Origin of the sequence: Pseudoalteromonas sp. McH1-7 (assembly GCF_013366255.1) — a bacterium.
Lineage (GTDB): Bacteria > Pseudomonadota > Gammaproteobacteria > Enterobacterales > Alteromonadaceae > Pseudoalteromonas > Pseudoalteromonas peptidolytica.
The window spans coordinates 15621-42359 of sequence record NZ_JABWPQ010000023.1 but is presented as its reverse complement, the minus strand read 5'-3'; the positions used below and the strand labels follow the sequence as shown (position 1 = coordinate 42359).

Here is a 26739-nt window from a genome sequence, read left to right as displayed (position 1 = left end):
GATGTAGCTATTAGCGCATCGCCTTTTGGTGCACGCAATGGAGCAGCAAATTACTACCCGCTTCAACATCATGCCAGTGACTCCATTCGTCTTGTGAATGGCTAACACCGTTAAGAGACGGAATAAAAATAAGCCCCGTTGGACATATATCACAAAAAACCTGACAATCATGTCCAGCGCCACTTGGCATGATTTGATAATTAAGTGACAAAGCGTCTGCCTGTAGGCGAATAAACTGGATCATATCAGGTGAACATTTTACTGGTGGTACCCAACTCATCCGCTCATGCTCAAACACCAATTGATGCTTACGAGCAATCGCGCTTAATACCTTATGACAGGCCAACTCCAAGGCTTCCATTATCGTTTCATCCATATCGCGCGCCACAATAGTAAAATTAACCTCGCCCGCAACAGTATGCGCAAAGCCAGGCTTGATTTCCGCTTTGCCAACCGTGATCCTTGTAGTATCAGTACCATCTTCGGCAATAATTCTATCAAGCTGATAAGCAAAGTCTGCCAGCCCCATAAAGGCATCACTGCGCATTTCCATTGGCACAGTACCAGCGTGGCTCGCTTTACCTATTAACTTAACCATCCATTTAAATACGCCAGCAATTCCCTCTACCACGCCGATTTGTATTCCGCTTTGGTCAAGTACAGGACCTTGTTCTATATGAAGTTCTAAAAAGCAGTCAATTTGCTCTGGCGGTAATTTTGCACCCAGCGCCGCCATCGGTTCTAACCCTTGAGCACGCATAGCGTCACTGAGCATATATCCATCGGCATCATGGCTACTGAGTAATTGCTGTGTGGTTAACTTTCCAGTTAACGCCTGTGCGCCAATCATGCCACTAAAACGTCCCTCTTCCTCACTAGTACCTATTACCCATACTGGATGAGTCAATGCTACCTCTTGCTCTTTAAGCACTCGCAGGCATTCAAAGCCTGCAACAACACCCAGCGTGCCGTCAAACATACCACCAGCTGGCACACTATCTAAGTGCGAACCTATGATCACTGCGGGTTTTGTTGCTATTTCAGGAGAAGTCATTTCAATGATCACGTTGCCTGCACCATCCATTCGGCTTATAAATCCCTCTTGTTGTGCACAGGACATCAGCCATTTTCTAGCTGCAAAATCTTCGTCACTAAACCCTTGTCGATAGATCCCCTTGTCTTCATGGTTGTAGCCAAACTCTGCGAGCGCGAATAGCATTGACTTGAGACGTTCCAAATTCACTTTCATAACTCATTCCTCATTTTCGATGACACCTTCCGTGTGCTGTTATTTACTTCGTAACTATAACCCTTAGCCGACAATGTGTGCCTGCTACGCTCACAAGTTACTACCTATACCAACTAGGTGCTCACATTGATTCAGGCTTGGGCTCTGCCTTAAGCTTAGCTTTAGCTTAGTTGAAAATTCGCGAATTTCCGGCTCTGTGGTATGCTTTTAAGTGTGTGAAGTGACTGTCTCTGTCGCTTGAAAAGTGAGAATTTCAATGCCAAAACATAACACCTCCCTATTCAACCGCTGTTTCTGGTTTCACGCAGCAGGGATCCTGTTTGTTGGCCTTGGCTTTATTGGTATGGCGTTACCTGTGATGCCTACGACTATTTTTTTCATTCTCGCGCTGGGCTGCTTTACGCGCTCCTCTCCAAAATTAGCGCATTGGCTACTGACTCACCCAAAATTTGGCCCCAGCCTAGTGGCATGGCAACAATATCAAGTTATTCCACCCAAAGGTAAAATTGGTGCAACAGTAGGAATGGCGATTGGCCTTGTCATACTAAGTCTAAGCGCTGCACCTATGTGGGTGATCTGGGTTGTCGCAAGCATCGAGGCCACAGTGCTTTGTTATATATTTTCACGCCCAAGCACAACACCCGTTAACATTAGAGATTAAAAACACACAAATAAAACAAAGTAAACCCAAAGTTTACATTACTACCCATTTAAGGTATATCTCTTGTTCTTGTAAAAGAAACAACAACAAGTTGAGATACTATGAAAATAAAAATAACCTATCTAGCAACAGTGTTAGGCATAATGGCAAGCTCTGCCAGCGCCCAACAGGAATACCCTTTATTTCCCGGTGATCCTCTCGTACACCAGCAATGGCATCTAAAAAACACCGGACAAAATGCTTTTTCTGAACGAGGTGGCGTGGCAGGAGAAGACCTGAACTTAAGTTTAACTCATGCGCTTGGCATTATGGGAAGCGGCGTCACCACCGCTGTAATTGACGGTGGTGTTGAGCTCACACACCCCGATTTAATTAATAATGTAAAACCAGGATCGTGGGACTTTCTAACCAACTCACCAGACTTAAAACCAGCCAACAGCAGTGACAGTCACGGCACCGGTGTTGCAGGGATTATTGCAGCAACTGCATTTAATGGTATTGGTGGTCGTGGGGTTGCTCCAAGAGCTGGACTTGTTGGTTTTAACTACCTAAAAAATGGCAATATGGAGAACTGGCTACAGTCTCACGGCATGTATTCTGATGGTTTTAACAAGGCTTCATTTGATTTTCCTCGCGTGTTTAACCAAAGCTATGGTCGCACCTTATCTGCACCGCAGCGCTTTAATTATGACTCAACACCATGGCTACAAACCTATGAACAGGCACAAGAAGAGATCACCACCACCAGTCACAGCGGACGCGGTGCTATTTTCGTGAAGTCAGCGGGCAATGGGTATCGGGTACAAAGCTTTAACGCCCGTGGTCTTGGCTCAGGTTACTTATGGTTTGCAAATCGTAACCACGGCTTACCCATGCAAAATGTAAACCTTGAGCGAATTGATACCAGTTACTGGAACTTAGTGGTCTCAGCATATAACGCAGATGGCAAACTTTCTTCATACTCTACGGTCGGTTCAAGTGTATTTGTGAGCGCGCCGGGTGGTGAGTATGGCTCCACAACACCAGCGATCATCTCAACCGATATCAGCGGTTGCGATTGGGGTAAAAACCCAGCCAATTTACGTAACAGCTTGCATGGTGGGCACCCACTCGACCCACACTGTGACTATAATGCCACAATGAATGGAACGTCTTCAGCAGCACCAAATACAACAGGTGCAATCGCATTAATTATGTCAGCAAACCCCGCTTTGACTTGGCGCGATGTCAGGCACATATTAGCTTCTACCGCACGCAAAATTGATGCGGAGCACCCAGGTGTCACCCTGACTTTTAACAATGCACAGGGCGAAGCACAACAGTACGACGCTATCCCTACATGGCAAACTAACGCGGCAGGTTATGACTTCCATACCTTTTATGGTTTCGGTGCCGTAGATGTTGACGCGGCAGTTCACATGGCAAGATTCTATAATGCAGATCGCGGCAATTTTACTATCACACCGTGGCAGCAAGTTGATGCCAACGTAACCATACCTGATGGTTCAGTTGCAGGTGGTGAAAGCTCGGTACAAATTGATAACGATGTCACCGTTGAAGCTGTCCAGATCCGAGTAACAGGAGAGCATACCAGCACACGAGACGTGGCAATTGAACTTATTTCTCCAGCAGGCACTCGCAGTATATTGATGACCCCAAGAACTGGAACGATCACAGGTCGTAATGGTTTTGATGACATGCAGATGTTGTCACATCACTTCTATGGTGAAGCCGCTCAAGGCCAATGGACAATCCGGCTCATTGATACACAAGGTGAAGATGAGGCGTTCGTATTTGACCCTCGTAATGGCGCACAAGATATTCGAGCAGTTCACAGAAATAATGCACAAGATGGTGTACTCACCTCATGGCAAATTCGTTTTATTGGTCATAACTAAGGAGAACCTTCATGAAAGCAATCGTTTTAACTACCTTATTACTGAGTGGCCACGCTTTTGCAAACAACGACGCATTGATCGAGCTGGTAGAAGCCTCTCAAGGCGCTGCTGTTACTATTAATAATCAAGAGTTTATTGCTGTAGAAGCGAATAGTGTTACCTTAACAAAAGGCTTGCAGCTACAGTCGCCGTCAACCGGCGAATTGTACACGGTCACGGGGGAAATTATCGTGGAGCACCTTTCAGTGATCGATGCCACAACTTTTGCGCGAGATAATACGCTGGTTTTAAGTTATGTCAGGGACAATCGTGCTATTTATAGGCATGCTGACTCACAGATAGATCTTCAAGTATTAAACGCTCAATTACGCGCTCAGCCAGGAGTATTGAGCACACAAATTGGTCTACAACTCGAAGGATTAGAAAGCGAGTAAAGGGTTATGAAGTGGAGGCGCTACGCCTCCTCTGCACACTATGCAAACGCCTTAAAAGCGTCATCTAGTGGCGTGTGTGCAATATGATTCACATAGTTACTCATCACTTTTTGACTTAGCGCTAAAATGATTTCCAACAGGTTTTGCTTGGTGTAACCCACGGCAAAAAACGCTTTAGTTTGTGCATCACTTAACTTACCGCGCTCACGCAGCATTTCGAGTGTTGTGGCACGCAATACTTCTAATTTTTCATCGCCCAATGGTGCTTGCTCACGCAATGCTTTGACCAACTCATCACTCACTTTCATTGATTTTGCGATAGCGGAGTGAGCAGGCACACAATAATGACATTCATGCTCTACGTTAATCGCTTGCCATACCACGGTTTTTTCATCATTATTGAACGAGCTGTTTAAAAACGCTTCGTGTAACACTTGATAACCATGTAGATGCTCAGGCGACTCAGCCATCACGCCATGAAGGTTTGGAATACGGCCAAACGCTTGCTGGGACTTCTCGAGTAATGGTTTACCTTTTTGCGGTGCTGAGTCCACAGTATGGATTGTAAAGTCAGTCATAACTTGCTCCTTTTGGTGCATTTTATATTGGTATAACCCGAGATCTAACTAACCTCAGGTTAACTACTCATTGAGTACTAGACTAACCTTACTTGAATGATCGTTCAAATAACTATTCGCTATAGTAAACACAATAACTTTCTAAATTAGTATGAAATATAATTCGCTACTGGCTGGTCGGGTCAAGCCAGCAGCATTGGGATCAAAAATAAATTTTGTTCTCAGCATAGTCGATAACTAGCTTGTCATCCTTAAAGTTACTTAAGCCAAGTAGGATAAATGGCTCATCTTTATATCCAAGCACCTCAAATACCGGCATATCTGACAAGTGACTTTCAGTATTGATGATTTCCTTGCCACCTACGCTAAAGCGCAGTGACTCTATGGCGACCTTTTTGTTTTCTATATTATTTAGACCTCGGCCGATATCTTCTTTACCAAGCGTCAAAGGTAGCTTATTTGCCAAGTGTGAGTTGATGTAATTAGTTGGCGCGCCGGTATCTAGTAACGCATCCACCCGTTCACCATTAAAACTTGCTGTGAGTTTGATAAAGTCGTCGTCTATTGTAAAGCGTGCACTTTCTAGACCGTGTGTCACACTACTTGGACAAGCCTCTTGATACAAGCTAAACGCATTATTTTTAAAATCAAACACATTACAATACTGCGACATATATCCATGCCCCAAAATGCCAGGTAAGACGCCTTCCACCTCTAAGTTATCCATATCTTTAAATACATAAGGCAGCGACTCAATTGCAAAATGCCCGACACTCGTGTGCTCTATCTTTGTCAATTCCAGCTTTGAATTACCATTAGCCCCTTGCACATTCATTGTGCTTATTTTGTCTTCTGGCAAAGCAAGTGCGGCTTTTAAATGAGAGGGTAAAACCCCCAAGTTCGCAGCAGTGTCTAAAATCATGGGATGCGTGATCTGATGATTAAGCGCTGTCATTACATAGGCATGACCTTTCTCGGTATACTTCATCGGTAAGGTTAGTGACTCAGGTTTGGTAGACGCGGTGATGCCACAGCCAACGGTAGTACATGCTAATACTGATAAAATAATTGCTCTCATAATCTTGCTCTCACACTGTTGATGTTTTTGTTGAGCTAACTATGCCGAGCAATTGTCAAGCAATTATCAAGTTATACTAATTTGCTTAATTAAGTGGTCTATTTTGAGGCGAGAAAATCTTGTCGATAACTCCGCTACCGCGTCCTGCTATCGCCAAGGTACCTACATCCGTGTAGGCAAGGCAAAAATTTTGCTATTTAGTTGTTCTAAATAAGAAATTTTTAACACTGTTAGCGTCAGATTTACTCCTTCAAATTGAGCAAGTATTAAGTCAAATTGGTATTAGTCGAGAAAACCTCAGCGTAAAGCTCGCTCCTTGATTTTCAGTGCTATTGGCAGTCAGGGTCGCCCCCATCAACTCAGCAAGTTGACGACAAATGGGTAAGCCGAGCCCCAAACTAGATGTGTCATGGCGTGACGCCTGAACTCGGTAAAAGCGTTCAAATATTTGTGTTAATTGAGTAGGAGACATACCCTGACCGCGATCAGTTACCGTGATAACCAGTTCATTGTCTTGATAATGTAGATGTAGCATTACAATGCCGCCATCAGCGCCGTATTTAAACGCATTATCGAGTAGATTCACCACTATCTGCCTAACTCTTCCTGCATCGAGCGTCACGGTTACGCCCGCTTGAATATCCGCTGTCAACGCCACACCTTGCTCCTGTGCCTGCGCTTGATAACGCACCAAAAGCGCACTTAGCAACTCAGAAACATTCACCTGTGTAGGTGACAACGTCAGTTGTTTTGATTCGGTTAACGATAATAAGCACAAGTCGTCGATGATACGATTGACGTTGTGAAGGTCTTGGGCGATCACTGCCAGCTGAGCTTTGTCCATCGGCAAGATGCCGTCTTCCATTGCCTCCAAGCGTGAGCGAATGCCGTTAAGTGGGGTTCTGAGCTCATGAGATAAGTCTGAGTTCATTTGTTTATATTGCTGATGTAACCCCTGTAACCACGCAGCAAGATTATTGAAGCTGCTAATGATTTCACCCACTTCATCATGGCGCTTAAGCGCCAAGCGGGTATCTAACTCGCCCGACTCTATCGCCTTAAAGCTACGTTTAAGCTGTTTAAGCGGCGACAAGAAGTACCACGACCCCAGCCACGCAAGTAATGCAGCAATAATCGATAAGATGACCAAAGTAAGCATAAAATCGTCCAGCATCGCTTGCTGTAGCGCTTCCTTTTCAAACGACCTGTCTAGCAGTACCTTGGGAAGCCAAAATAATTCTTCATTTTGCGCCAGTTCGTGTTGCACTTCATTAAATTGCACCACAAAGGCTGCAACACCGGGATGATGAATTGAAAATTGATGACCGGATTTGACCTGCTCATACTCAATTGAGAGCGTTGGGTCAAGGGTTTTTGCACTCGTGGTTAACTTGGTGTCTCGCCAAATAAACAGTTGCTCGGGAAAAGTCGCTGATAAAAACGTCAGCGTCGCTTCTGGGTTTACAAAAGCTTTGTCAGCCAATGCGGCTTCCACTAAGTCATCATCAAGCAATGTATGCCCAAATGTCACCGCACTTTGCTTATTGAACGCTAAAAAGGTGCGCTCCGCCGAGTGTTTAGATAACTGATAAAAGCTCCCAAGCAATGCAAAGGTACATAGTGCCACAAGTAAGGTAAATTTAGTTTTTAATTTCATGGCAATACCTTATTCGCGATAAATTGATAACCCTGACCATAACGCGTAGCAATAAACTTAGGCTCAGCTTTGCTATCGCCCAGTTTCTTACGAAGGTTTGCTAAATGCGTGTCAACGGCACGGTCTGTGATCGGTGCATCGCTCCCCCACACTTGCTCTATTAATTGTGCACGGCTAAATACTTGGTGAGGTTGTTTGGCCATGGTGAGTAGTAACTCAAACTCTACCGCCGTCAACGCAGGAGTCTGCTTTGCCACAGTGACGGATTTGCTCTCTAAGTTAATGCTTAAGCCATCAAACAGCAAAGCGGCACTTTGCTGTCCACGATAGCTGCGCTTACATAGCGCTTTTGCTCGGGAGATAACTTCACGCGGACTGTAAGGCTTACACACATAATCATCCGCGCCAAGTTCAAACCCCTCAAGGCGGTCGGTTTCAGACACTTTTGCGGTCACCATAATGGTAGGAATGTTGCGCATAACGGATTCTTTAAGTAGCTCACGGCCATCACCTCCTGGGAGCATAACATCCAAAATCGCAAGCTCAAATGTGAGGTTTTGTAAGGCTCGATGGGCATCTGGGGCGTTATCGAAATGGACAACCTGCATATCCGCTTGTGCCAGATATAAACTTAAAATCTCGGCACTGCTTGGGTCATCCTCGACATATAAAACAGTATATTGGTTAGGCATTGTTGAAATTAACTTAACGAGTCGTGCTGAAGTATTCGAAGCCTTTTGATAGCCGCAATACCTTTCATCATTATTGTGATGAGAGTCAATCGCGCCCACGCAAGTAAGCGATCCGTCAGCTGATAATGTCAATAGCTGCACTATGCCACAACCGCACAGCTTATTAAACGTAGTGACCATAGCAAATTATACCAAGCTGCAAACACCGCATAACAAAAAACAATCAACCATTCACCCTCTTGATTGATGGTAACTATCTATAATAAAAGGACTTTTACATTACTTATCAATGCAAAACTGCAACCTTTGCAACTTGTAGTTAATAGTGTCACTAAGACACAAATATACAACAATACAAATTTTGATCGATTTAAATATTAGTGTCACATAGACAAAAACTTATATTTATTAACATAAAAAACCCTTATTTTTGCTTTAATCTGGACAATCGTTTATTGTGTCCAAAAGACAGTATCTAGATAACCGATGACTTCTGAACACGATTTAACCGAGTTTCACACCCCACTTTTTTCAGTAAACAACGTGCTATTTACAATGTTGCAGGACAGCCTAAAAGTACTGTTGGTAAAACGTACTAGCGCCCCATTTAAAGGTCGCTGGGAGTTACCTGGCGGGTGTGTTGATATTGAACTGGATGACAACACGGATATGAGTGCGCTGCGCAACATCAAAGCGCTCACCGCTGCCACTCCGCAATTTTTTGAGCAGCTACAAGCCTTCTCTGGGATCAACCGTGATCCACGAGGCTTTAGCGTATCGCTGGTTTATTACGCTTTGATTTCACCGCAATGTATCGCCGTAAAACCAAGTGCAGTAGAGGAAGTAAAATGGATGGATCTGAGTGCGATCCAAGATCTCGCAATAGCTTTTGATCATAAGCAGATCATCGCAACGGCAAGATCTCAGCTACAACAAAAAGCATTATATTCAATGATCCCCGTTTATTGCTTAGCGGATCAATTTACCATCGGACAACTTAAAGCTGCCATTGAGGCCATCATCGCCAAGCCTATTCAACGTAAAAGCTTAATAAGGCGTGTTGAAGCTTCCGGCATGCTTGAAGCACTCGATGAAAAAGTGAAGTCTGGTGGGCGACTGGCACAGTTATACCGGCTAAAGTCAGACACAGAAACTGTGTATTTTGAACGGAGTTTGAGCTTTGGATAAAGCACAGATCGTGGTAGTTTTTACGACAACGACAATACTGCTCCTTGCAAATAATCTAGTGCCTGACATTGTGCTTGCAACTGTTCGATAAAATCCTTGGTGTGAGCCGGTGGGATCCGCTGGTTTGGCCAAAGCGCATAAATGTTACGAGTAAATTGACAGTCACCGATATATTTAAATGCTGTTTTAGAGTGCGCGCGCAGCGCGGCTATTTCCGTCATTGGCAATACACCCGCACCGTTCTCTGAACCAACCAATTTTCTCACCAGAGTGATATCACCCACATAAGATACGTGATTGAACTGTGCAATTAGTGTGAGCCACTCATCGGTTGCTGGAATTTGTGAAGCTTTAAACGGTAAGAACAAAGTTTGCGTAGTAGCAATTTCTTCAGCGACCACTACCCGCACTGTAATTTGCCCCAAGCGCTTTTGATAGACGCTAGAATCCTCCAGCTCGCCAACACGGATCGCTAAATCAAAGCGTTTTTGGCTTAACAAGGCCACACTGTTGGCAGGTTCAACATGTAATTGAATATCAGGATGTTGCGACTGAAACGATTGCAGTGCATCGTATAATGGATCAATTATTAGGTTTTGCGGGCATAGCAGGTGGAACGTCTTAGCTTCTAGTGTCGAAAGCGTTTCACTTTTTGCATGCAGCGCAAGCAACGGATCAGCCATCTCATCGACTACAGCTTGACCGTGATTTGTTAGTCTAAGCCCTCTGGCACTGCGCAGTAATAACGGATAACCAAGCTTGTCTTCTAGCGCTAACATCCGTTTAGACAGCGTCGGGGCGCCAATCCCAAGCTCTTCTGCCGCCTTGGCAAAACTTCCCCAGCGGCTTATCTCAATAAACAGTCGTAAGTCATCTAGCATAATTACCCTTGCAATCTTAGCTTTCCACTTCTGCCATTCTGATCGACTGGCTATTCCCTACAATCATACCAACAGCCAAAGGAGAAAACATGCAAAAACTCGTTTTTACATTGCTACTGTCACTATGCCTGTCACTTATGGTGTCTGGGTGGGTTACGTACATCAACTTAGGATTAGTGGCAGACTTTACCATGCGATGGGCACATGCTTTTGCCAACGCTTGGCCAGCCTCGTTTGTCGCAGCTTATTTATTATCAGCCCCCGTTACCGCCGTTACTAAACGCATTATGGAGAAATACCATGACCATCAGCCACAATAACGTTAACTTTATCGCCCATATCACACCTAAGCCCGAGCACTATCAAGATTGTATTAACGCAATCCAAGAGATCTTGCCTGCCACTCATGCAGAAGCAGGTTGTTTACGCTTTGAACTTTATGAAAATGAAAACCGCACCCAGCTTACCTTAGTTGAGCGCTTCATTGATCAAGCCGCGTTTGATTTTCATCACCAGCAAGCTTACACCAAACAGGTATTTACACTGTATCAAGGATGGTTGGCAAAAGCGGTGGATATAATCGCCATCAAACCGCTGTAACCAACACTTTAGCTCGATATAGCACAATGCCATTTTACTAGGTGTTGTGCGATTGGTTTAGTGACTTGTTAAACCTTGGGTATTTTTACAAAGACGATATACTAAGGTGAAGTACAACAATAAAAGGAAAATGCCATGCCAGGATTACCAGCTGCACGGATTTCAGATATGCACGTCTGCTCTTTGGTGACTGGCACCGTGCCACATGTAGGCGGGCCAATATCAGGCCCTTCGGTGCCAAACGTGTTAATTGGGGGAATGCCTGCTTCTGTTGTTGGTGATATCGCTGTTTGTGTTGGTCCACCAGATACCATCGTAAAAGGCAGTACCAGTGTGCTTATCAGTGGCAGACCAGCAGCAAGAATGGGGGACACCACCAGCCATGGCGGTAACATCGTCCTTGGCATGCCAACGGTGTTAATAGGCTAAACACAATTAGCGGTGAGCTTGAAGCCCAGATCTACGCTCACTCGCTGTCCAAGCACCACGTTAATCAGACAGTAAGGCATATCGCCTATGCAGCTTTTCCAAAGACATAGCCAAAGCCTGTAGTGCGTTACGCTCCGATTGACAAGCCGCATTAAGCCTTGTCATCGCAGGACGACGAGGACTGGTTCGATGTGTCGAGTCCAGCTGAGATAACCACTTTTGTGCAGGGTACAATACATCACGCTGCAAGATCTCGATACGGTGAGCAATGATGGCTAAGCAAGCGGGGATCTGCTTACAGTTACGTGGCCTAATTAATGCCTGTTTGCGCTGGCGGAAAAACTGGTAGTACTTACCAATACCATTGTCGATAGCTTTAGTAATTTCGTGACGGCGACCAAATTTCACCCATGTTAGCTTTTTCCACTGCGCGACATTAACTGGCGTCTGCTCCAGTGTATTCAAATCATGCGACAGCGACGATTTACCTAATAACGTTTGCCCAAGCAGCTTATAGTCTAAGGCCTGCAACTCCATTTCTAATCGTTTTAGTTGCGATAGCTGGTCAAACTGATTGGTGCTTTGTTGTTTCAGTACTTTTTTATTAAAAAGCTCAACTTGATCCAATACACTCACACCCTGTTTTACCGTCGTATTCGCTTTACTCAATGACTTTTTGTTGAATAATTCCAGCTGGTCGAGCACACCAACCCCGCGCTTTACTTGGGTATCACTTGGCATTAATTGTGAGGGGTTAAATCGGGTCACCTCATCTAGTAGTCCCAAACCGCGCTTTTCTATTGTTTTCACCGAGTTTAAGTTGCTCTGATTAAACAGCTCAATATCATCCAACAACCCATGACCGTGCTTTTCCTGCGTTGACGTTGATTTTAAAGTAGATTTATCAAAGCTTCTGATATCATCAAGTAAAGAGCTAGGCTTAGATAACTCCACTTTACTCAGTAAGGATTTATCAAAATTTTGTACTTGTTGCAGAAAAGGCGCAGGACCCACTTCATCGCTCTTGGTTTTCAGATCCTTCAACCGAATTTTACGAGACTCGATATATTCTTGCGCTCGCTCCTTTAGCGACTCAAATTCAGATAAATGCTCATTGCAGTAGTCAAGCCACACTGCCATATCCGTATTGTCTCGCACTGTTGCAAATAAAGTGGAGTCGGTTGCATTGACAATAAGGTAAGCAGCAATGAGCGGATCTTTTAGCAAATTGTCATCAAGATACGGATGATGTTTATTGATTTGCAGTAAATGTCGGTTAATCTTTCGAGTGTAGTAGTACTCTTTCGCTAATACTGCGATCTTTTGTACATAAAAAGCGGTCAGAGTCAGTATTTTCGTGACATTACCAGGGAGTGTGATCCCAGAAATGACCGAAAAGCTGTTATCAATTGCCTTCACCAACTGTTTACCTGCCTCAGCCATCGCCAGCAAGAATTGGTTATTCGCAAATGTCGTCAAGGCTGTTCTCAGCTGATAGGTTTTATTGGCCAGCATCATCGTTTTGCTATCTTTAAAACGCTGAGAGCAAGCTTTAGCTGCCATTTTCACCGCATCTGTGTACTCTTTTACAGATTTGGCGGCAGAAACGATAGCGTTGATACCAGGCACTAAAGCAATACAAATTTCAGCAACCAAGCTTATCAACAGTTCGCGGATACTCACCCAGCATTCTTTGACAAAGAACATAAAGTCTTGCGCTATGCCTTTCAAAAAATCGATAACGGTTTGCGCGATTTCTTTTACCCAGTGGTAGCCCTGTTTAACGGCGGTAGCCATGACATTGCCACTTTTGATTTGACTCACAATCGCATTGGCAATTTTATGAATTTCTGATGATTCACGCCGCTGCTCTTCATTGTAATTTGACTGTACTTGGCGATCTTTCTCTTGTTTTTCACGCTTTGACTGTGTGATGTCTTTCTTGGCCTGCTTCACCATGTCTTCCAAGTCATCTTTATACAGAAACTTTGCACGGCTGCCGTATAAAATCCTCACACAATCTCGCTTGGCCTCTTTGGCCAGCAACAAAGAGAAGTCATCAATCTCTTGATCTTGTTTTTCTGGAAATAGAAAGTGATGCAAGCGCTCAACAGGAAAGTTATTATCAGCCGAGTTTCGCTGGCTTGAACGCCAACCGTCTTGCTTCAAATATTTTTCTTCTTTGCTTACCTGCCATAAGAAATAGGCACTTTTTAGTTCTCTAAAGTTGGCAGCAGTTGCAGACGCTCGATACGCTGCAACTTTGCTATCCACTTTTCGTAATAATTTGCCTCTAGGTGTCAGTCTAATACTGGTGTCATTGCGCCATGTATTCAAAATATGAGTCGTGGCAAACGGCATGAAAGCTCCAAGGGATTATTGATCTATCATAGATAATAATATTGCAGCATTGATAGCATGGCCAACCATATTTTCAGGTGGTAGTACCACAGGTAACTCAGGTGCAACGATTGACCCGGTTCCTGACCAAAAGACTGAGTAAGCTAGCCAACCAAATGCGTTGTCTAGCCCTACCCGTTCAGCGAGTTGTTGTGCACGAATACGTAAGGTTTCGCTCGGGGACTGCAACCAGCTCTCTACACAGCTTAATACCTTATGCTCATCATCTGTGTTTGCGCCATAGGATTTCACTATTTCAAGCCCCCAGCGGATAGCATTCATCACCGCTAGACCATGTGCAATAAGTTGAATCGCATCCCGCTCTAGATCAGCTTTTAGCAGTACAGCGACCCCCTGCTGTGGCGTCAATGTTGGCTGTAATAAATGGCTGGCTTCTTCAGAAGCCTTATAGCGCCCGATAATCGTCGCGATAGACGCTTGCTTGAGTTGCCCAAGCACTTGCTCATTAATTCTCGTCATTAATCTACTCAGTTTATTTTTACCAACGCACCACTGATCTCAGCCATTGCCGTACCACTGAGCTTTGCCATTGCCGTTGAAGTGACTTGTGCACCGGCCGTCCCTTCTAGCTTTGCAATGGCTGTAGACTTAACATTGACCCCAGCTGTCCCCTCTAGATTAGCTTGAGCCGTGGCTTTTAAGTCCAAATTGGCGGTAGCACTAATTTTGGTGGAAGCTTTGCTAGCACTCGTAAAATTCATCGCCGAGATCGATGTATCTTGAGACGATTTCAGGTCAATAGCCGCGCCTTCTATTTTAATTCCAGAGCTAGATATTGTAATTTGATTGCTCCCCACTTTTAGCGCAATCTCACTGTCTCCTTCCAGTGTAATTTTATCCGCTTTCAAGCAATAATTTTTCGTCACAGAAACCGTTTGTGACTCTTCCACTGAAGTCGTCTGATTTTTCTTAACCGTTAGGCTATCATCGGCATTGACTAAATGTGTGGCATTATTTGCCACTGTGACGGTAAAGTCTTTACCTGACGTAATCGACAGTAACTCCTCACCTTTTTTGTCATCAAAGCAAATTTCATGGGCGGTATCGTCGGCTAAACCCGTTTTAATGCTCGACTGTGTCGCATCTTTTTGTGGGTAAAGTGGTTTAGTGTTGCTATTAAAAACACTGCCAATCACTATCGGCTTATCAATATCGCCATTGATAAAGTCAACGATAACCTCATCCCCTATCCGTGGGATAAACTGCATTGCGGCCTTACTACCAGCAGTTTGCTGCATTACACGCAAATAGCAACTGGTGGACTTATCATCTGCCGTATCCCAATAAAAATGTACTTTGATCCGCCCATCAGTATCTTGACTGATTTCACCTTTACTATCTGCAGCGCCACTTTCCGTGACTACCACCGCAGAGGTGATCCCACGAGCCAATGGCTTAGCTGGATGTCGGGGGGTCAATGGTTGCGCTTCATCACGACAGCGCACCACACAGCGATAACTAGTCGCTTGATTTGACTGACGCACATCAATATGGTGATTGACTGCTAAAACGTTATAATCGCCTTCTAATTGACTTTGAAGGTGCGTCACCACTGATAGCTTGTTCCCTACTACGACCACATTCGCATCTGTCTCCATTTCGATATCGCCACCTTGTGCTTGTTCAGCCTGGTTTAGCTGCGTCGCGAGTGTACTGACATCGCTAAAGTCATTGCTATCGCTTTGTAACCCAACATATTCAAAGCCGTTGCTCGTAGCGGTAGTCACACTGGAGCTTGAAACTTGACTTTTGGCCGACTCGACTTTTGTTTTTGTATAGTTATAGCCAGACAGGGACAGTGACTTTTTAACCAGCTTTTGCATCGGTTCAAAGCGTTGTAGCAAGAGGTTTTTCGCGGTTTTAACTTGCGCATGGTCAAACTTAGCTTGACTGTTTGTGTCTAGTGGTGAACTCGCACTTTGTACCTGCAAAGTGTGTTTACCACTTGATTGCGCAAAATAGAAAATAACACCTGACTGTGCCATCAATCGAGTAACAAACGCTAAATCGGTTTCATCATACTGGGTACAGTATTCCAATTTGGCGCTAGGCATAGTGCCAAACTTGTACATCCCCTTAAAACCCGCATTATCAAAAATATCCGACAGAATATCTTTTACAGATTGCCCTTGATAAATTCGATATGTGCGATTAAAACGCAGTAACCAGAGCCAAGATTTGAGCACCAGTTGAAACCGTCGCACACTATCAGCTCCGCTTTCAAGTTCAGTTATTTCCGCCACATACGCCTGATACTCTAATAAATTATTAGGTCGACCCGCGACGTCCTGATACCAGTTTACTGTTAAAGTTTCTCCTAGCAAACTGGTGCCATCATCACCATCAGTAACAAGTTCCACTTCAGCAGATACGCCCTTATCTACCTCATCACTAATGTTGCAGTAGTTCAGGCGATACGTTTTGCCGCTGGCTGTTTTTGCAACCAAATAGCTCACCTCACCTGCAATATAAGTTTCCATATTGATACCTTATTGAAGTAGATTAATCACTGTAAAACGGTACTTGGCACTGACAGCCGAGCAAAAAATTCAGGACTAAGTAAGCTGCTGTTATCACCAGCGCCTTTAATATTAAACACCACAGATGCGCCTTGTTGCGTACTTATCTCAATCGCATCTTGTCCTGTGTGTTGCTGAAAGCGCTCTATTAATCGCATGGGCGACCACACCCCTTCAAAGGTTTGTGTCAATTTTTGGTTGTTAAGATCGGTTAATATCAGCTGTAAAGACTGCTCTGAGAAATTTTCTGGCCACACAAACTGAGTCTCCACTAAAGGCCCATGCGTGTAGCTCAATTTACGCTCTCCCACCCGGAGCAAAAACTCACTTAAGGCAGCAGACATAGCTTTTGGCGCTACGGTAATAGTAAACTTCAAATTTCCATCTTGACCATAAAGTGTTTGTTGTAGTTGACGATACGTTGACAAGAACTGGGTGACATCCGGTGCGATGGTTAGGCTTGCCTGTCGTCCAAATACGGGTAATTCAAGCACGTCACCAACCGTTACAAATTGTGCCAGTATTTGTTTATCAAAATCACTAATAGCACTATTTGGTGCAAAGAATGCAGCCAGTGCACTCAGTTTCAAATCTTCACCAGACTTATTAAATGGGTAATAAGCAGCCACATTATTGCGGTACGGGGTTACCACATCTTGCTGCCATTGCTGTTGTAAGTATTCAGAGACCTTACGCTTAACATGGGTAGTGGTTTCACGCAGCACCTGTTCAACAAGTTCAGCCATCAAAGGCTCATCATAACGACTTAACCAAAGTCCAGAAAAGTCTTTAAAGTGAGTGGGGTCGTTAAGCTGCTCAAAATATGTTTGACCAGGAAACACCGTACTATCAGCTTGAGCTTTCCAATCTTTTAATGCTTTTAATTCAGCAACAAAGACTTGATACTCTGCTGCTAATACATCTGCACTTTGTACGAGAATAGGACTACTAGAAAATGCTTGGCGGATCTTTCCAGCAATCTCGTTAAACTCCTTGGCCTGTTCTATCTCCAGCAACAACGCTTTATTTAACGTTGCATTGGCTTTGTCAGCCAACTGCTGCGCTTTTTGTACTTTAGCTGCCAGCTTTTTTGGTGCATTCGCAGCCGATACTTGCGATTGTTCTGTACTAGGCACATCAATGGACTGGACGTATACGTACGCTCGCAATGTCGTGTAAAGTTGTAATAACGGAGACTGTTCACTTTCTGTAAGTTCAGACAGCAACACCTCTAACGACAGCTCAGGTACAAGATGGATCCCTGAATAATACTGCCGCCAAAAACTGATATAGTCATTGATATAACTAAATTTAATATAATTACCAATGCGGGCAAGTTCACGCTTAGAAGGTGTTTGTTGAAACAGACCATGATTGTCTTGCACTAGTTTCTGCATAAATGCAGACTCTGGTAAAAACGACAGCTGCTGTAATGCCTTGGGAGTAAATAGTTCAGGTACGAGAAATTGGGTATTTTCGCGCGAGACTCCAAACAAGCTCACATGGTTGTTATGCTTTGCTAAAAGCGTCGGCCTAATGTCAATTAACTTAGCAAATTCAGGTAACTGCTTAACATATTCATACATAAGCTGATTGGTGTCTTGCAGTGCAAGCTGTGAATCAATCAGTGCCAGTAATTCTTCGTTGGTATCTATCTTGTTGTAACCAAGTAGGTATAGGTCATCAATTAGGCTCAACACGGTCTGAATTTGTGTATCGTCTAGCATACCACTTTGCGCTAACGACTTTGCGAGGTGCTTTTCTACTTGTGCTTTATTTTCTGCTTGCGCAAATGATAGATAGATATCCTTCACATTGATCACATTAAGGTAATCTTCTAATTCTAAGTAAACAAAGAGTTCTTGTTCCAAGTATTTACTCAATGTTGGCTCTAGTGTGGTGGCTAATTGCTGTTGGTATAAATCTCGATAATGCTCTTCTCGATCAATAGAAGCCAAAAAAGGAAATACATACCAAGGTTTGTGCGCTTTACTTTGAGAAAACGCTCTATAGCCAGATTGCAGCAAGGTGAGCGGCTCAATCAGTGAACCCAGTTCATCAAAACTGATCGCTTCTTTGTTTAAAATATACTTATAGTCTTGATGTAACTGACTAAACTCTTGATGCAACGATTGGTTATAATCATAGGCTTGCCACCCGATCCACGCAGAGCCTGCCAATACCGCCCCTGCGGTACCAAGCATAACAAGCTGACGAAAACTATGACGCCAGATCTTCCATTTATTTACTGGTGCTAAATGCGCTAATGGCAGTACTTGGTTGGTAAACGTTTTTGTGATTTCTGCTTTGGGTTTTAAGGTGGTTTCAGCTACGACCGGCAGTAAAGACTGGTTGACCTCAATTAATGTATGAGCCGTTGCAAGATTGACACGTTGCTGCCCGCCTTCCGACTCAACAAGGTGAAAACTTTCAATTTTGTACGGTAATACCTGACCATTAAAATCAGCCAGCTCATCAATAAAGTGTGACACCGCAAGCTTTAAATACTGCAGTTGCATCGGCCCTAGCAGCTGCTTACGTTTAAATTCATCATCTAACTGCAACGATACTTGTTGCAGGTTGTTGGCAAATAACTTTTTAAATAACAAGTCATAAGCTTCACTGAGCGCCTGAGATGACTGTAACCCTTGCTCAGAAAAGTAAATAGAGAGATCAGCAAGCTCAACGCGCTCATTGAGGCTTTCAGCAATACCATCAAGTTTGTTAATACCACATAAGAACAAATGCGCCGGAACAGGATAGCCACTTCGTAAGTAGATAGATTCAAGGCGAGCTTTAAAGTCTGCAATAAACTCTTGTTTTGCTTTTTGCGAGCGCTGGATCACGCTAAACGCATCACTCAGTAGCAATACACCATTTAGTGGCTGCTTGGCACGAATAAAGCTTAACCACGCCAAAAAGTGCTGCTGCTCCTCAACTTTAGCTTGAACATGCCAAATCAGTGCTCCTTGAACATGGTAGACCGTAATATTGGCCGGCATTCCATTGAGTTTAACGCGGTTAAATTGAGCAAATGAGTCGCTGGTATTACCTTCTGAAATAACCAGATACCAAGCCGTTTTATAAATATTTCCACTTAGCTTCAGCTTTTTCGCAATCCGCTGATAAAGGGTGGAATATTGCTTAAAAAAGTTTCTTCTTTGGTATCTTCCCACCACAAAGCGGTTAATACTCGGCACATAAATCACCAGTAAACTCACCAGCGCAAGCAGTGCTCCAAGCCAATACCAGTGGGTCGCCAACGTTAATAAAAAAGTCATTATTACGAGCAGCATAGCCAATAACATGATGGATGCACCGATCCATAAACGAGCTAATGGGGTCTTCACTGATACTCCTTGATGTAGGGTGAAATATTACAACTTTCAGCAAAGAACTGACTCACCTCTTTCGCTTGGGTAAAACCATTGGCAATAAAGCCAACAAATTGGCTTTGTCCGACTTCTTCGATAACTAAGGGGTAGCGTGCATTGTCACATTGCTGCTTCAACTTCTGCGCCCGAGCCATATTTTTAAACGCGCCAATTTGCACTAAGTAACGAGTCGCCGCCTCTGATGTCATCATCAAATCTGACTGACTATGCTCTAGCGCAACTTGTGGTTGTGACTGCTGTAATGACGGATCACTAGGCGCTGTAGTGTCAAGTTGCTGTATTTGTCGGCCATCATAAAACCTCGCGTTTTCGATGAACATTTTTTTCGGCTGCAACTGCTGGATATGCAAAAAAGTATCTCCCGCCATTTCTTGGTATTCTTGGTTCTGCTGCGCATAGATTTCACCAAAATACTGGTTATAAATAAGCAAACCCGTGATCATCAGCGCCATGAAAGTGAACCAAAAGCTCAGTGGTGAGATCCCGGTAAACAGCCCTATGTTTCGGCCTAATTTTTGAGCTGGAGGAGCAGGTGCTTCCAGTGACAGTTTGAATGCACCAAGCTCAGTTAGTGCAAAGCTTACCTCTGCGGTGAGTTTTTTAAGTTCAGTTACCTGACCGTTGTGATACTTTCCTTTAAAGCCCAACTGCAAAATGAGATAGCAGATTTTAAGCAGTGCCAGATGTTTTTTGGGAAACTCCATCAGCTGAAACACTAGGTTAAAGAAGGTATCACCACTGTTACGGATCCCAAATAATTGGCTCACTAGGGTCTTGTTTTGCCACTGAGTAGTATCCAAATGACAACCGTAACTGACTCGCTCATCAAAAAAAGCAGCCCAAACAAAACAGAGTTTATCGAGCAATGCTGGCGATACCGCTCGCTCTCTTCCTCTTTGTTTAATACTTTTCAGCTCAGTAATAACATTGGCTCTAAAGTTTTCTAGTGCCGCAGCATCCTCTAACGACGATACCGACTCAACCATCGCAAGCAATGGTAAGCTAAGTTGTAACAGTGCCTCTTCCTGCCAACTAAACTCTGTTAGCAAGTCTTTTAACGCGGCATTTTTCTCATCTACAAGTGAAAACTGGTTCACCGTATAACTGGCGGTATTCATCATTAACTAATCAAAAATAATTTAACGTCATCGACATGAATACGGGCATCAATATGTAGTGCCAGCATCTCCTTGTTGTCTACTATTTTTACCCACAGCGGATCGTCCAAATCAATCTGAAAGAACTCGGTTGAACCTTGCTCTTTTAGCTCTGGTGGCGCATAAGGCAACGCACTGACTCGCACGCCTGGCGTCGCATTTTTTATACAGTTAATGATGCTTTTATTGCCCGCCAGCTTAAACCCTGTAGTAAATAACTCTTTAGCTAGGCTTTGCGGACTAGTTACAGCAATTACCATGCGTTTAGTCTGACTAATATCGTGTTGCTTCACCTTAACCAGCAACATTCTGCGACTATCAAACAGGGATTTATCCCAGATATACTCAATGACATTTTGCTGCTGCGTAATCGACAATTTATCTTTGATTTTTGCCAGTACGGTATGGAATTTCTCATACAAGCTATCGAATGTTAGCGGTGTCCAAGGGGTACGCATTTCAAAATCGATACTCAGTAGTGCCGCTTCAAACTGCTTAAGTTCAAAGTAAAAACGACCTAACTTATAGTGCTGTGTTCGCTGTGTAGCCTCCAGCCAAGGCAGCCAGTGGTAAATCACCGTCAATAGCTGCTGCTCTTTATACCACGCGCTGTTACTTTGCGTATCCACCACAGACTGTAAGCGTGTCAGGAGCTGATTGACCTTAGCATTAGCCAGTGTTTCTAGCTCCTTTACTCGCTCCAGAAGAATATCGGCCGCCCCGATACTCAAGCAATCAGGAATAAAGGCACGATCTATCACCACTTCACCGTCGCTGCCCACTTCTAATACTTTCCCGACCGCCAGTTTCACAAAACCATCAAGATTTTCTTGCTCTAGCTTCAACGCCACATTTAAGCGTGCAGTTTCAATTTCAAGCTCAGCAGCTTGATTGTTGGTAAAATCAAACACACGCGCAAATTCTGTGGTATACCTTGAGTTAGACGCACCATTGTCAAAGCTATTATTGCCAGCAAGATAAGCAGGTACAACAAGATAAACCATTTGGTCTATCGTCCCTGCGGGGATCTGAAATGCTATTTCATGACTGAGTTTAAAATACTGGCCGTCTGGTAATATCCCTTCACATGACATCACCGAAAATTGACCAAGCTTCAGTAACCCCTCATTGATCTTTAACTGTGCCAAACCGCAATGGGGAGCAAATTCACTAGTTGTCAACGCACTATATTGTTGCGTAACATTTTCAAGGTGCGCTTCCATTTGCTGAAAGTGCTGAGGATATAAAAACGTGCCCTCACGCCAAACAATTTTATTACTCAAAGTTATGCTCCCCAACTAAACAAACTATCCATCCAGCTTTGTTGTGGGATGACAGAGAACTTTATTGAAGTCCCTTGGAGCCCCAGCCAAATCACTGTATTTTCAGATACGTCTTCTGGCACTTCAATCACCGCTTTGGTTGTGCCTTGTTGATAATCACTAAATTCTACCAATACCGCCAAATACCTCACCCCAGGTAACAGCTTAAGGGTTTTTTGTTGTTTGGTATTGGGCATCACCGGATACAAGCGCTGCTTTTCAATTAATTGTTCCGCTAAGATCTGAGTATCAGATTGAAACAAAGAGATAAACTCGCTCTGCATAAACCTATCCGACTTAGTCAGCTGGTAGACACGCACAGCAACTGGGTTGGCGACTTCGTTTGCCCAGTTCAGCTTTTCATCGGCCTCTAACTGTAGTTGGATCGGTAACGAAAAGCGCTGTAGCGGATCAGCACTTGAGCAACCCACCATAAAAAAAACCAACAGTGAAACTAAAATTACTTTTGCATACATTCGATTAATAACGCTTTAAACTGACGCTTAAAGTGTCCTTCGTTCATTTTTCTTGTGTAATAGTGCTTATATGCAGTCCAGTGCTTGCCACTCCATCGTGAAGGTGGCCCCACCATTTCCTCTATCAACTGTGGGTCAAACTCTTTGAGAAACTCATCCATCACTTGGTCGAGCATCAACAACATTTGTTTTTGTTGCTGCCACGGGCTGCGAGAGGCCTCAAGTAGCTTATCTAGCTTTTGCTCAATGGCTGCATTATTGACGCTACTCTCTGACTCTACCGCATTGCTATGCTCTCGTTGGTACTCTATAAAAGGTGCTTGCTCCGCTTGTTCTGTTTGCGTATTTATCTGTTCCAGTTCAGTCTCTAGATCAGCAAAAATATTGCTAGCATCAAACTCAACTTCATCAATAACATCAAAAAAAGCTTCTTCTTTTGGTTCGGTGGTAAGTGACCCAGCTGAAAATTCAGACTGCATTGAGAGTAATAAGGTGTAACCGAATACGACGATAATATCGCCATCAGAGAGCAACGATGAAGAGTGTGTGATCTGCGGACGGCCATTTAAGCGCACCCCTTCGACTTCAGTGTAAAGGCGCAGCTGCCCACTGTCGGCTTCTTGTTCGATGCGCGCGTAGATGTCATGCTGCTGCGTCTCTTGTTCTGCGTGAGGTAAGATTAAGTCACACTCGATTGAAGCGCCTAACACCACCCCTGACTTGGAAACCGTCGCCATTCTCGAGAGTAGCCGAACATCATCAGGACACTCTGTGACTTGTAACATTGCAGCGTTCATTTATTACTTCCTATTATCGGCAACAAGACAATTTGAGGCGGCACTATTAAAAGCCTCAAGAAAAGTGGGGCGCGCTTTTAAAAAGGCGTTTGAGAACAAAACACCCAGTTCTATGGTGCCATACTCGCGCCGAGAAAAGTTGGTATTATGTAGCTTAAACTTGGCCAGCTCATACTCAAATTCATGTTCATCGATTAAGATCGCATCGACTTCATGACCTAATAACAACTTTAACAGCGCATGTCCGTTGCGTGGTTTCATTTGTACGTTGTAGCCTTTACGTTTGATGTCAAACCATTCATCTGAACCAAACTCAGCTGCCACTTTATATTTTTTATACAAGGGGTTGCTGTCACTGATATCCATTTCAGCACCAGAGAAATACCAGTACAAGTGTTTTTTCGCGATGGCAGTAGATAAACTCCCATAGCGCGATCTTGCTTCACTCCCCGCGACAGCAAAAATGGCGTCCAGCTTACCTGTACGCAACTTAAGCTCGGCTTCTACCCAAGTATCAAATTCTGCACGATACGGAGTTTCCATGCGGCTAAATGCGCACTGAACTTGACGGATCACCTTTCCTTTAACCAGCTCGTTTTCAACGTAGTGGTACGGATAGGCGTCATGCGTTGCCAGTTGCACCACCTCTTTGGCCACCGAGTGTGTTGTCGTTAAGGCAAGACCCAATATAAGGGTCTGTATAAGGTTGATTGTTCGCATCATTTCGTTAATTTATCGTCAGTTCAAAACCTGAGCTATCAGCCGTTCCCGAGATCACCACCGCTGTGATGGCCTCACCTTGACTAATACGTTCAATACAGCGCTCAGCTAGTTGCGGCATCAAATTGCGATTGATGATCTGCTCGATAGCACGGCCACCAATCGTTGGCTCATTGCCTTTTGCTACCACATATTCCACAAACGCCTGATCATAACTAAGCGTCGCACCATATGTTTCCGATAGCTTTTGTGCCACACGTTTTAATGAAATTTCAGTAATTTCAGCCAGCTCATCGGTATTTAACGGATAATAGGGAATAATATTACAACGACCTAAAAAGGCCGGTTTAAAGAAGCTTTGTAACGCAGGTCGCACATTCTCAACAAGCTCCACTAAATCTGGACGTGAATCACTGACATTACAAAAGTCGACAATAGCGCTATCTGCGGCATTGGAAGTCATGATGATCAAGGTGTTTTTAAAATCTATATTGCGACCTTCACTGTCTTGAATGCAGCCTTTATCAAATATTTGATAAAAAATATCATGGACACTCGGGTGGGCTTTTTCCATTTCATCAAGCAGTAGCACACAATAAGGGTTGCGGCGAATAGCTTCCGTTAATACACCACCTTTACCATAACCAACATAACCCGCTGGAGAGCCAAGCAACATAGACACTTTATGTGCCTCTTTAAACTCGGTCATATTGATGACCGTCATATCCTGCTCACCGCCAAAAAGTTGATCTGCCAACGCCAATGCGGTTTCTGATTTACCGACCCCACTTGGGCCACACATTAAAAACACCCCAACTGGTTTACGCTTATCCGTCAGTCCCGCACGCGATACCCGAATGCTCTTAGACAGCTCATGCAGTGCATGTTTTTGACCAATAATTCGCTGATGTAATGCCGTTTCTAATGTCAGCAACTTAGCCACTTCGTCTTTAACCAAATTACCAATTGGGATCCCCGTCCACGCGCCAATGACTTGTGCAATGATGTGCTCATCAACAATTGCATGTACCATTGGCTGCTCACCTTGTAACGCTTTTAATGCTGCCAATTGCGCCGTAAAGTCGCCTTGCTCTTCACCAGCTTGGATCTTTGCCAATGTTGAAACTAATTCTTTTTCCTTCTCCCATTGCGCCTTCAATGACACTAATTGGGTTTCAAGTTGCGATTTTTGTTCTTCTTTTTCAGCTATTGCTGTTGCCTGATTAGCCAGCATCTCATGTTCTTTAGCCAAAGATACTAGTGCTTTTTCTAAATAGCGGATCCCTTGCTCTGCAGCTTCGATACTGGCAGGTTTAGCGCTTTGTGTTAATGCAATCCGTGCACATGAAGTATCTAGCACACTAATAGCTTTATCTGGCAACTTACGACTTGGTAAGTATCGGATAGATAAGCCCACTGCCGCTTGCAGCGCCGCTTCCGTGATGAATACTTGATGATGGCTTTTTAACGATTCAGCTACGCCACGGAGCATCTGAAGCGCATCCTCAGCATTGGGCTCTTCAACCTTGACTACCTGAAAGCGACGAGTCAACGCAGGGTCTTTTTCAAAATACTTTTTATACTCTTCCCAGGTCGTCGCGGCGATAGTGCGAAATTCACCACGTGCTAATGCCGGTTTTAGTAAATTAGCAGCATCATTTTGCCCTTCGGCACCGCCTGCGCCAATTAAGGTATGTGCTTCATCAATAAAAACAATGATGGGAACTTCAGAGTTTTTCACTTCATTGATCACATCTTTTAAGCGATTTTCAAATTCACCTTTTACACTCGCACCGGCTTGCAATAAGCCAAGGTCTAGTGAATGAATTTGCACACCAGACAATACTGGAGGTACTTCATTGGCCGCTATTTTTTGCGCAAGTCCCTCGACCACCGCTGTTTTCCCAACCCCAGGTTCACCAACAAAAATAGGGTTGTTTTGACGCTTTCGGCACAAAATATCTATCGCTTGTCTCACTTCATCAGCGCGACCAGATACCACATCAAGTTCATTATCTGCGGCTGCTTGGGTAAGGTTTACGGTATATTTATCTAATGCACCAGTAACGACATTATGTGCTGCGGTATTTGCAGCGCCCTTCGTCGATGTCTTCGGTGCAACAGACAAAGATTGAATATGTGCTTTTAAACTCTCCACCGAGACATTTTTGAGTGCTGCATATTCTTTTTGTTTAAATGACAATGGATCTGGCTGCAATATCTCCAATAATAAATGGAGTCCAGCAACAGCACTGTGGGAAAACTCGACAGAGGCAAGTAACCAAGCTGATTTAACTAACTCAATTAGCTCAGGACTAATGGTTGGCTGTCCAGAGTGGCTTGGCGACAGTTGGCTTAATTTGGCTTCGAGTTCTTGTACGAACTGCGCAATATTAACCTGTTGTGACTCAAGAAACTGTTGTAGTTTAGGGTCTCTGCCCTTCAATAATGAAAGTAACCAATGCTCGACCTCAATAGCACCAGCTTGACTATTCATCGCATCTGCTGCTGCATATTCCAACGCATTTTTTAAGTTACTATCTAAATAAGAAATTAGTTTTGAAATAGATACTTGAGACATGATTTA

23 protein-coding genes are annotated in these 26739 nt (G+C 43.9%); 7 read left to right on the top strand and 16 right to left on the bottom strand.

Translation table 11 applies throughout. The features are described from left to right. Nucleotides 1-10 precede the first annotated feature (10 nt). Nucleotides 11-1249 carry a Zn-dependent hydrolase gene (locus HUZ36_RS16160; RefSeq protein ID WP_176033400.1) on the bottom strand — a complete coding sequence of 413 codons (1239 nt, stop codon included), beginning with the start codon at nucleotides 1247-1249 and terminating at the stop codon, nucleotides 11-13. A gap of 256 nt (nucleotides 1250-1505) precedes the next feature. Here HUZ36_RS16160 and HUZ36_RS16155 point away from each other — a divergent pair, with 256 nt between their 5' ends. From HUZ36_RS16155 to HUZ36_RS16145, 3 genes are all read left to right on the top strand, one after another. Continuing rightward, nucleotides 1506-1910: a YbaN family protein gene (locus HUZ36_RS16155; protein WP_128731442.1), complete on the top strand. Its 405-nt coding sequence runs from the start codon at nucleotides 1506-1508 to the stop codon at nucleotides 1908-1910. Between the two features lie 101 nt (nucleotides 1911-2011). Next, nucleotides 2012-3808, top strand: coding sequence for a S8 family serine peptidase (locus HUZ36_RS16150; protein WP_128731443.1), 1797 nt, complete (start codon nucleotides 2012-2014; stop codon nucleotides 3806-3808). Nucleotides 3809-3819: 11 nt separating this feature from the next. Next, nucleotides 3820-4242, top strand: a complete 423-nt coding sequence (locus HUZ36_RS16145; protein ID WP_176033399.1) for a hypothetical protein — start codon at nucleotides 3820-3822, stop codon at nucleotides 4240-4242. 38 nt (nucleotides 4243-4280) lie between these two features. On the opposite strand, the gene HUZ36_RS16140 is transcribed toward HUZ36_RS16145, so the two are convergent. The 4 genes from HUZ36_RS16140 to HUZ36_RS16125 form a co-directional block, all read right to left on the bottom strand. After that, a complete protein-coding gene (locus HUZ36_RS16140; RefSeq protein ID WP_125250747.1) occupies nucleotides 4281-4820 on the bottom strand; it encodes a carboxymuconolactone decarboxylase family protein in 540 nt (179 codons plus the stop codon). A gap of 202 nt (nucleotides 4821-5022) precedes the next feature. Next, nucleotides 5023-5898 (bottom strand): pepsin/retropepsin-like aspartic protease family protein, encoded by an 876-nt coding sequence (locus HUZ36_RS16135; protein ID WP_176033398.1) that lies wholly within the window; start codon nucleotides 5896-5898, stop codon nucleotides 5023-5025. Between the two features lie 271 nt (nucleotides 5899-6169). Then, a complete protein-coding gene (locus tag HUZ36_RS16130) occupies nucleotides 6170-7555 on the bottom strand; it encodes a sensor histidine kinase (protein ID WP_176033397.1) in 1386 nt (461 codons plus the stop codon). Then, nucleotides 7552-8427, bottom strand: a complete 876-nt coding sequence (locus HUZ36_RS16125; RefSeq protein WP_252094997.1) for a response regulator transcription factor — start codon at nucleotides 8425-8427, stop codon at nucleotides 7552-7554. The genes HUZ36_RS16130 and HUZ36_RS16125 overlap by 4 nt, the downstream gene beginning before the upstream one ends. A 306-nt stretch (nucleotides 8428-8733) precedes the next feature. Here HUZ36_RS16125 and HUZ36_RS16120 point away from each other — a divergent pair, with 306 nt between their 5' ends. After that, nucleotides 8734-9435: an NUDIX hydrolase gene (locus HUZ36_RS16120; RefSeq protein ID WP_176033396.1), complete on the top strand. Its 702-nt coding sequence runs from the start codon at nucleotides 8734-8736 to the stop codon at nucleotides 9433-9435. Nucleotides 9436-9455: 20 nt separating this feature from the next. On the opposite strand, the gene HUZ36_RS16115 is transcribed toward HUZ36_RS16120, so the two are convergent. Next, the gene (locus HUZ36_RS16115) at nucleotides 9456-10316 is read right to left on the bottom strand and encodes a LysR family transcriptional regulator (RefSeq protein ID WP_176033395.1); all 861 of its coding nucleotides are present in this window, start codon (nucleotides 10314-10316) and stop codon (nucleotides 9456-9458) included. Nucleotides 10317-10405: 89 nt separating this feature from the next. Between HUZ36_RS16115 and HUZ36_RS16110 the strand changes: the two genes are divergently transcribed. The 3 genes from HUZ36_RS16110 (at nucleotide 10406) to HUZ36_RS16100 (ending at nucleotide 11345) form a co-directional block, all read left to right on the top strand. Beyond that, entirely contained in the window at nucleotides 10406-10636 is a 231-nt protein-coding gene (locus HUZ36_RS16110; RefSeq protein WP_147388964.1) for a DUF2798 domain-containing protein, read from the top strand. Further along, entirely contained in the window at nucleotides 10617-10916 is a 300-nt protein-coding gene (locus HUZ36_RS16105) for a putative quinol monooxygenase (protein ID WP_147388963.1), read from the top strand. The genes HUZ36_RS16110 and HUZ36_RS16105 overlap by 20 nt, the downstream gene beginning before the upstream one ends. A 135-nt stretch (nucleotides 10917-11051) precedes the next feature. Continuing rightward, nucleotides 11052-11345, top strand: coding sequence for a PAAR domain-containing protein (locus HUZ36_RS16100; protein ID WP_125250755.1), 294 nt, complete (start codon nucleotides 11052-11054; stop codon nucleotides 11343-11345). Between the two features lie 60 nt (nucleotides 11346-11405). Here HUZ36_RS16100 and HUZ36_RS16095 read toward each other — a convergent pair whose 3' ends face one another. The 10 genes from HUZ36_RS16095 to tssH are packed head-to-tail and all read right to left on the bottom strand — an operon-like array spanning nucleotide 11406 to nucleotide 26733. After that, nucleotides 11406-13706 (bottom strand): hypothetical protein, encoded by a 2301-nt coding sequence (locus HUZ36_RS16095; protein ID WP_176033394.1) that lies wholly within the window; start codon nucleotides 13704-13706, stop codon nucleotides 11406-11408. Between the two features lie 15 nt (nucleotides 13707-13721). Continuing rightward, nucleotides 13722-14225, bottom strand: a complete 504-nt coding sequence (locus tag HUZ36_RS16090; RefSeq protein WP_125250756.1) for a DUF6931 family protein — start codon at nucleotides 14223-14225, stop codon at nucleotides 13722-13724. 8 nt (nucleotides 14226-14233) lie between these two features. After that, on the bottom strand, nucleotides 14234-16246 hold the full coding sequence (locus HUZ36_RS16085) for a type VI secretion system Vgr family protein (protein WP_125250757.1): 2013 nt from the start codon (nucleotides 16244-16246) through the stop codon (nucleotides 14234-14236). Nucleotides 16247-16272: 26 nt separating this feature from the next. Further along, complete coding sequence (locus tag HUZ36_RS16080) at nucleotides 16273-19635, bottom strand: ImcF-related family protein (protein ID WP_176033393.1); 3363 nt, start codon at nucleotides 19633-19635, stop codon at nucleotides 16273-16275. Further along, nucleotides 19632-20801 carry a DotU family type IV/VI secretion system protein gene (locus tag HUZ36_RS16075; protein ID WP_254879568.1) on the bottom strand — a complete coding sequence of 390 codons (1170 nt, stop codon included), beginning with the start codon at nucleotides 20799-20801 and terminating at the stop codon, nucleotides 19632-19634. Before HUZ36_RS16075 ends, HUZ36_RS16080 begins: the two co-directional genes overlap by 4 nt. Further along, nucleotides 20801-22120, bottom strand: coding sequence for a type VI secretion system baseplate subunit TssK (gene tssK / locus HUZ36_RS16070; protein WP_176033392.1), 1320 nt, complete (start codon nucleotides 22118-22120; stop codon nucleotides 20801-20803). Before tssK ends, HUZ36_RS16075 begins: the two co-directional genes overlap by 1 nt. Before the next feature lie 2 nt (nucleotides 22121-22122). After that, on the bottom strand, nucleotides 22123-22635 hold the full coding sequence (gene tssJ, locus HUZ36_RS16065) for a type VI secretion system lipoprotein TssJ (protein ID WP_176033391.1): 513 nt from the start codon (nucleotides 22633-22635) through the stop codon (nucleotides 22123-22125). Next, nucleotides 22620-23432, bottom strand: a complete 813-nt coding sequence (locus HUZ36_RS16060; protein ID WP_176033390.1) for a hypothetical protein — start codon at nucleotides 23430-23432, stop codon at nucleotides 22620-22622. Before HUZ36_RS16060 ends, tssJ begins: the two co-directional genes overlap by 16 nt. Nucleotides 23433-23435: 3 nt before the next feature. Further along, nucleotides 23436-24155: a transporter substrate-binding domain-containing protein gene (locus tag HUZ36_RS16055; RefSeq protein WP_125250762.1), complete on the bottom strand. Its 720-nt coding sequence runs from the start codon at nucleotides 24153-24155 to the stop codon at nucleotides 23436-23438. Between the two features lie 4 nt (nucleotides 24156-24159). After that, entirely contained in the window at nucleotides 24160-26733 is a 2574-nt protein-coding gene (gene tssH / locus HUZ36_RS16050) for a type VI secretion system ATPase TssH (protein ID WP_176033389.1), read from the bottom strand. Nucleotides 26734-26739 lie beyond the last annotated feature (6 nt).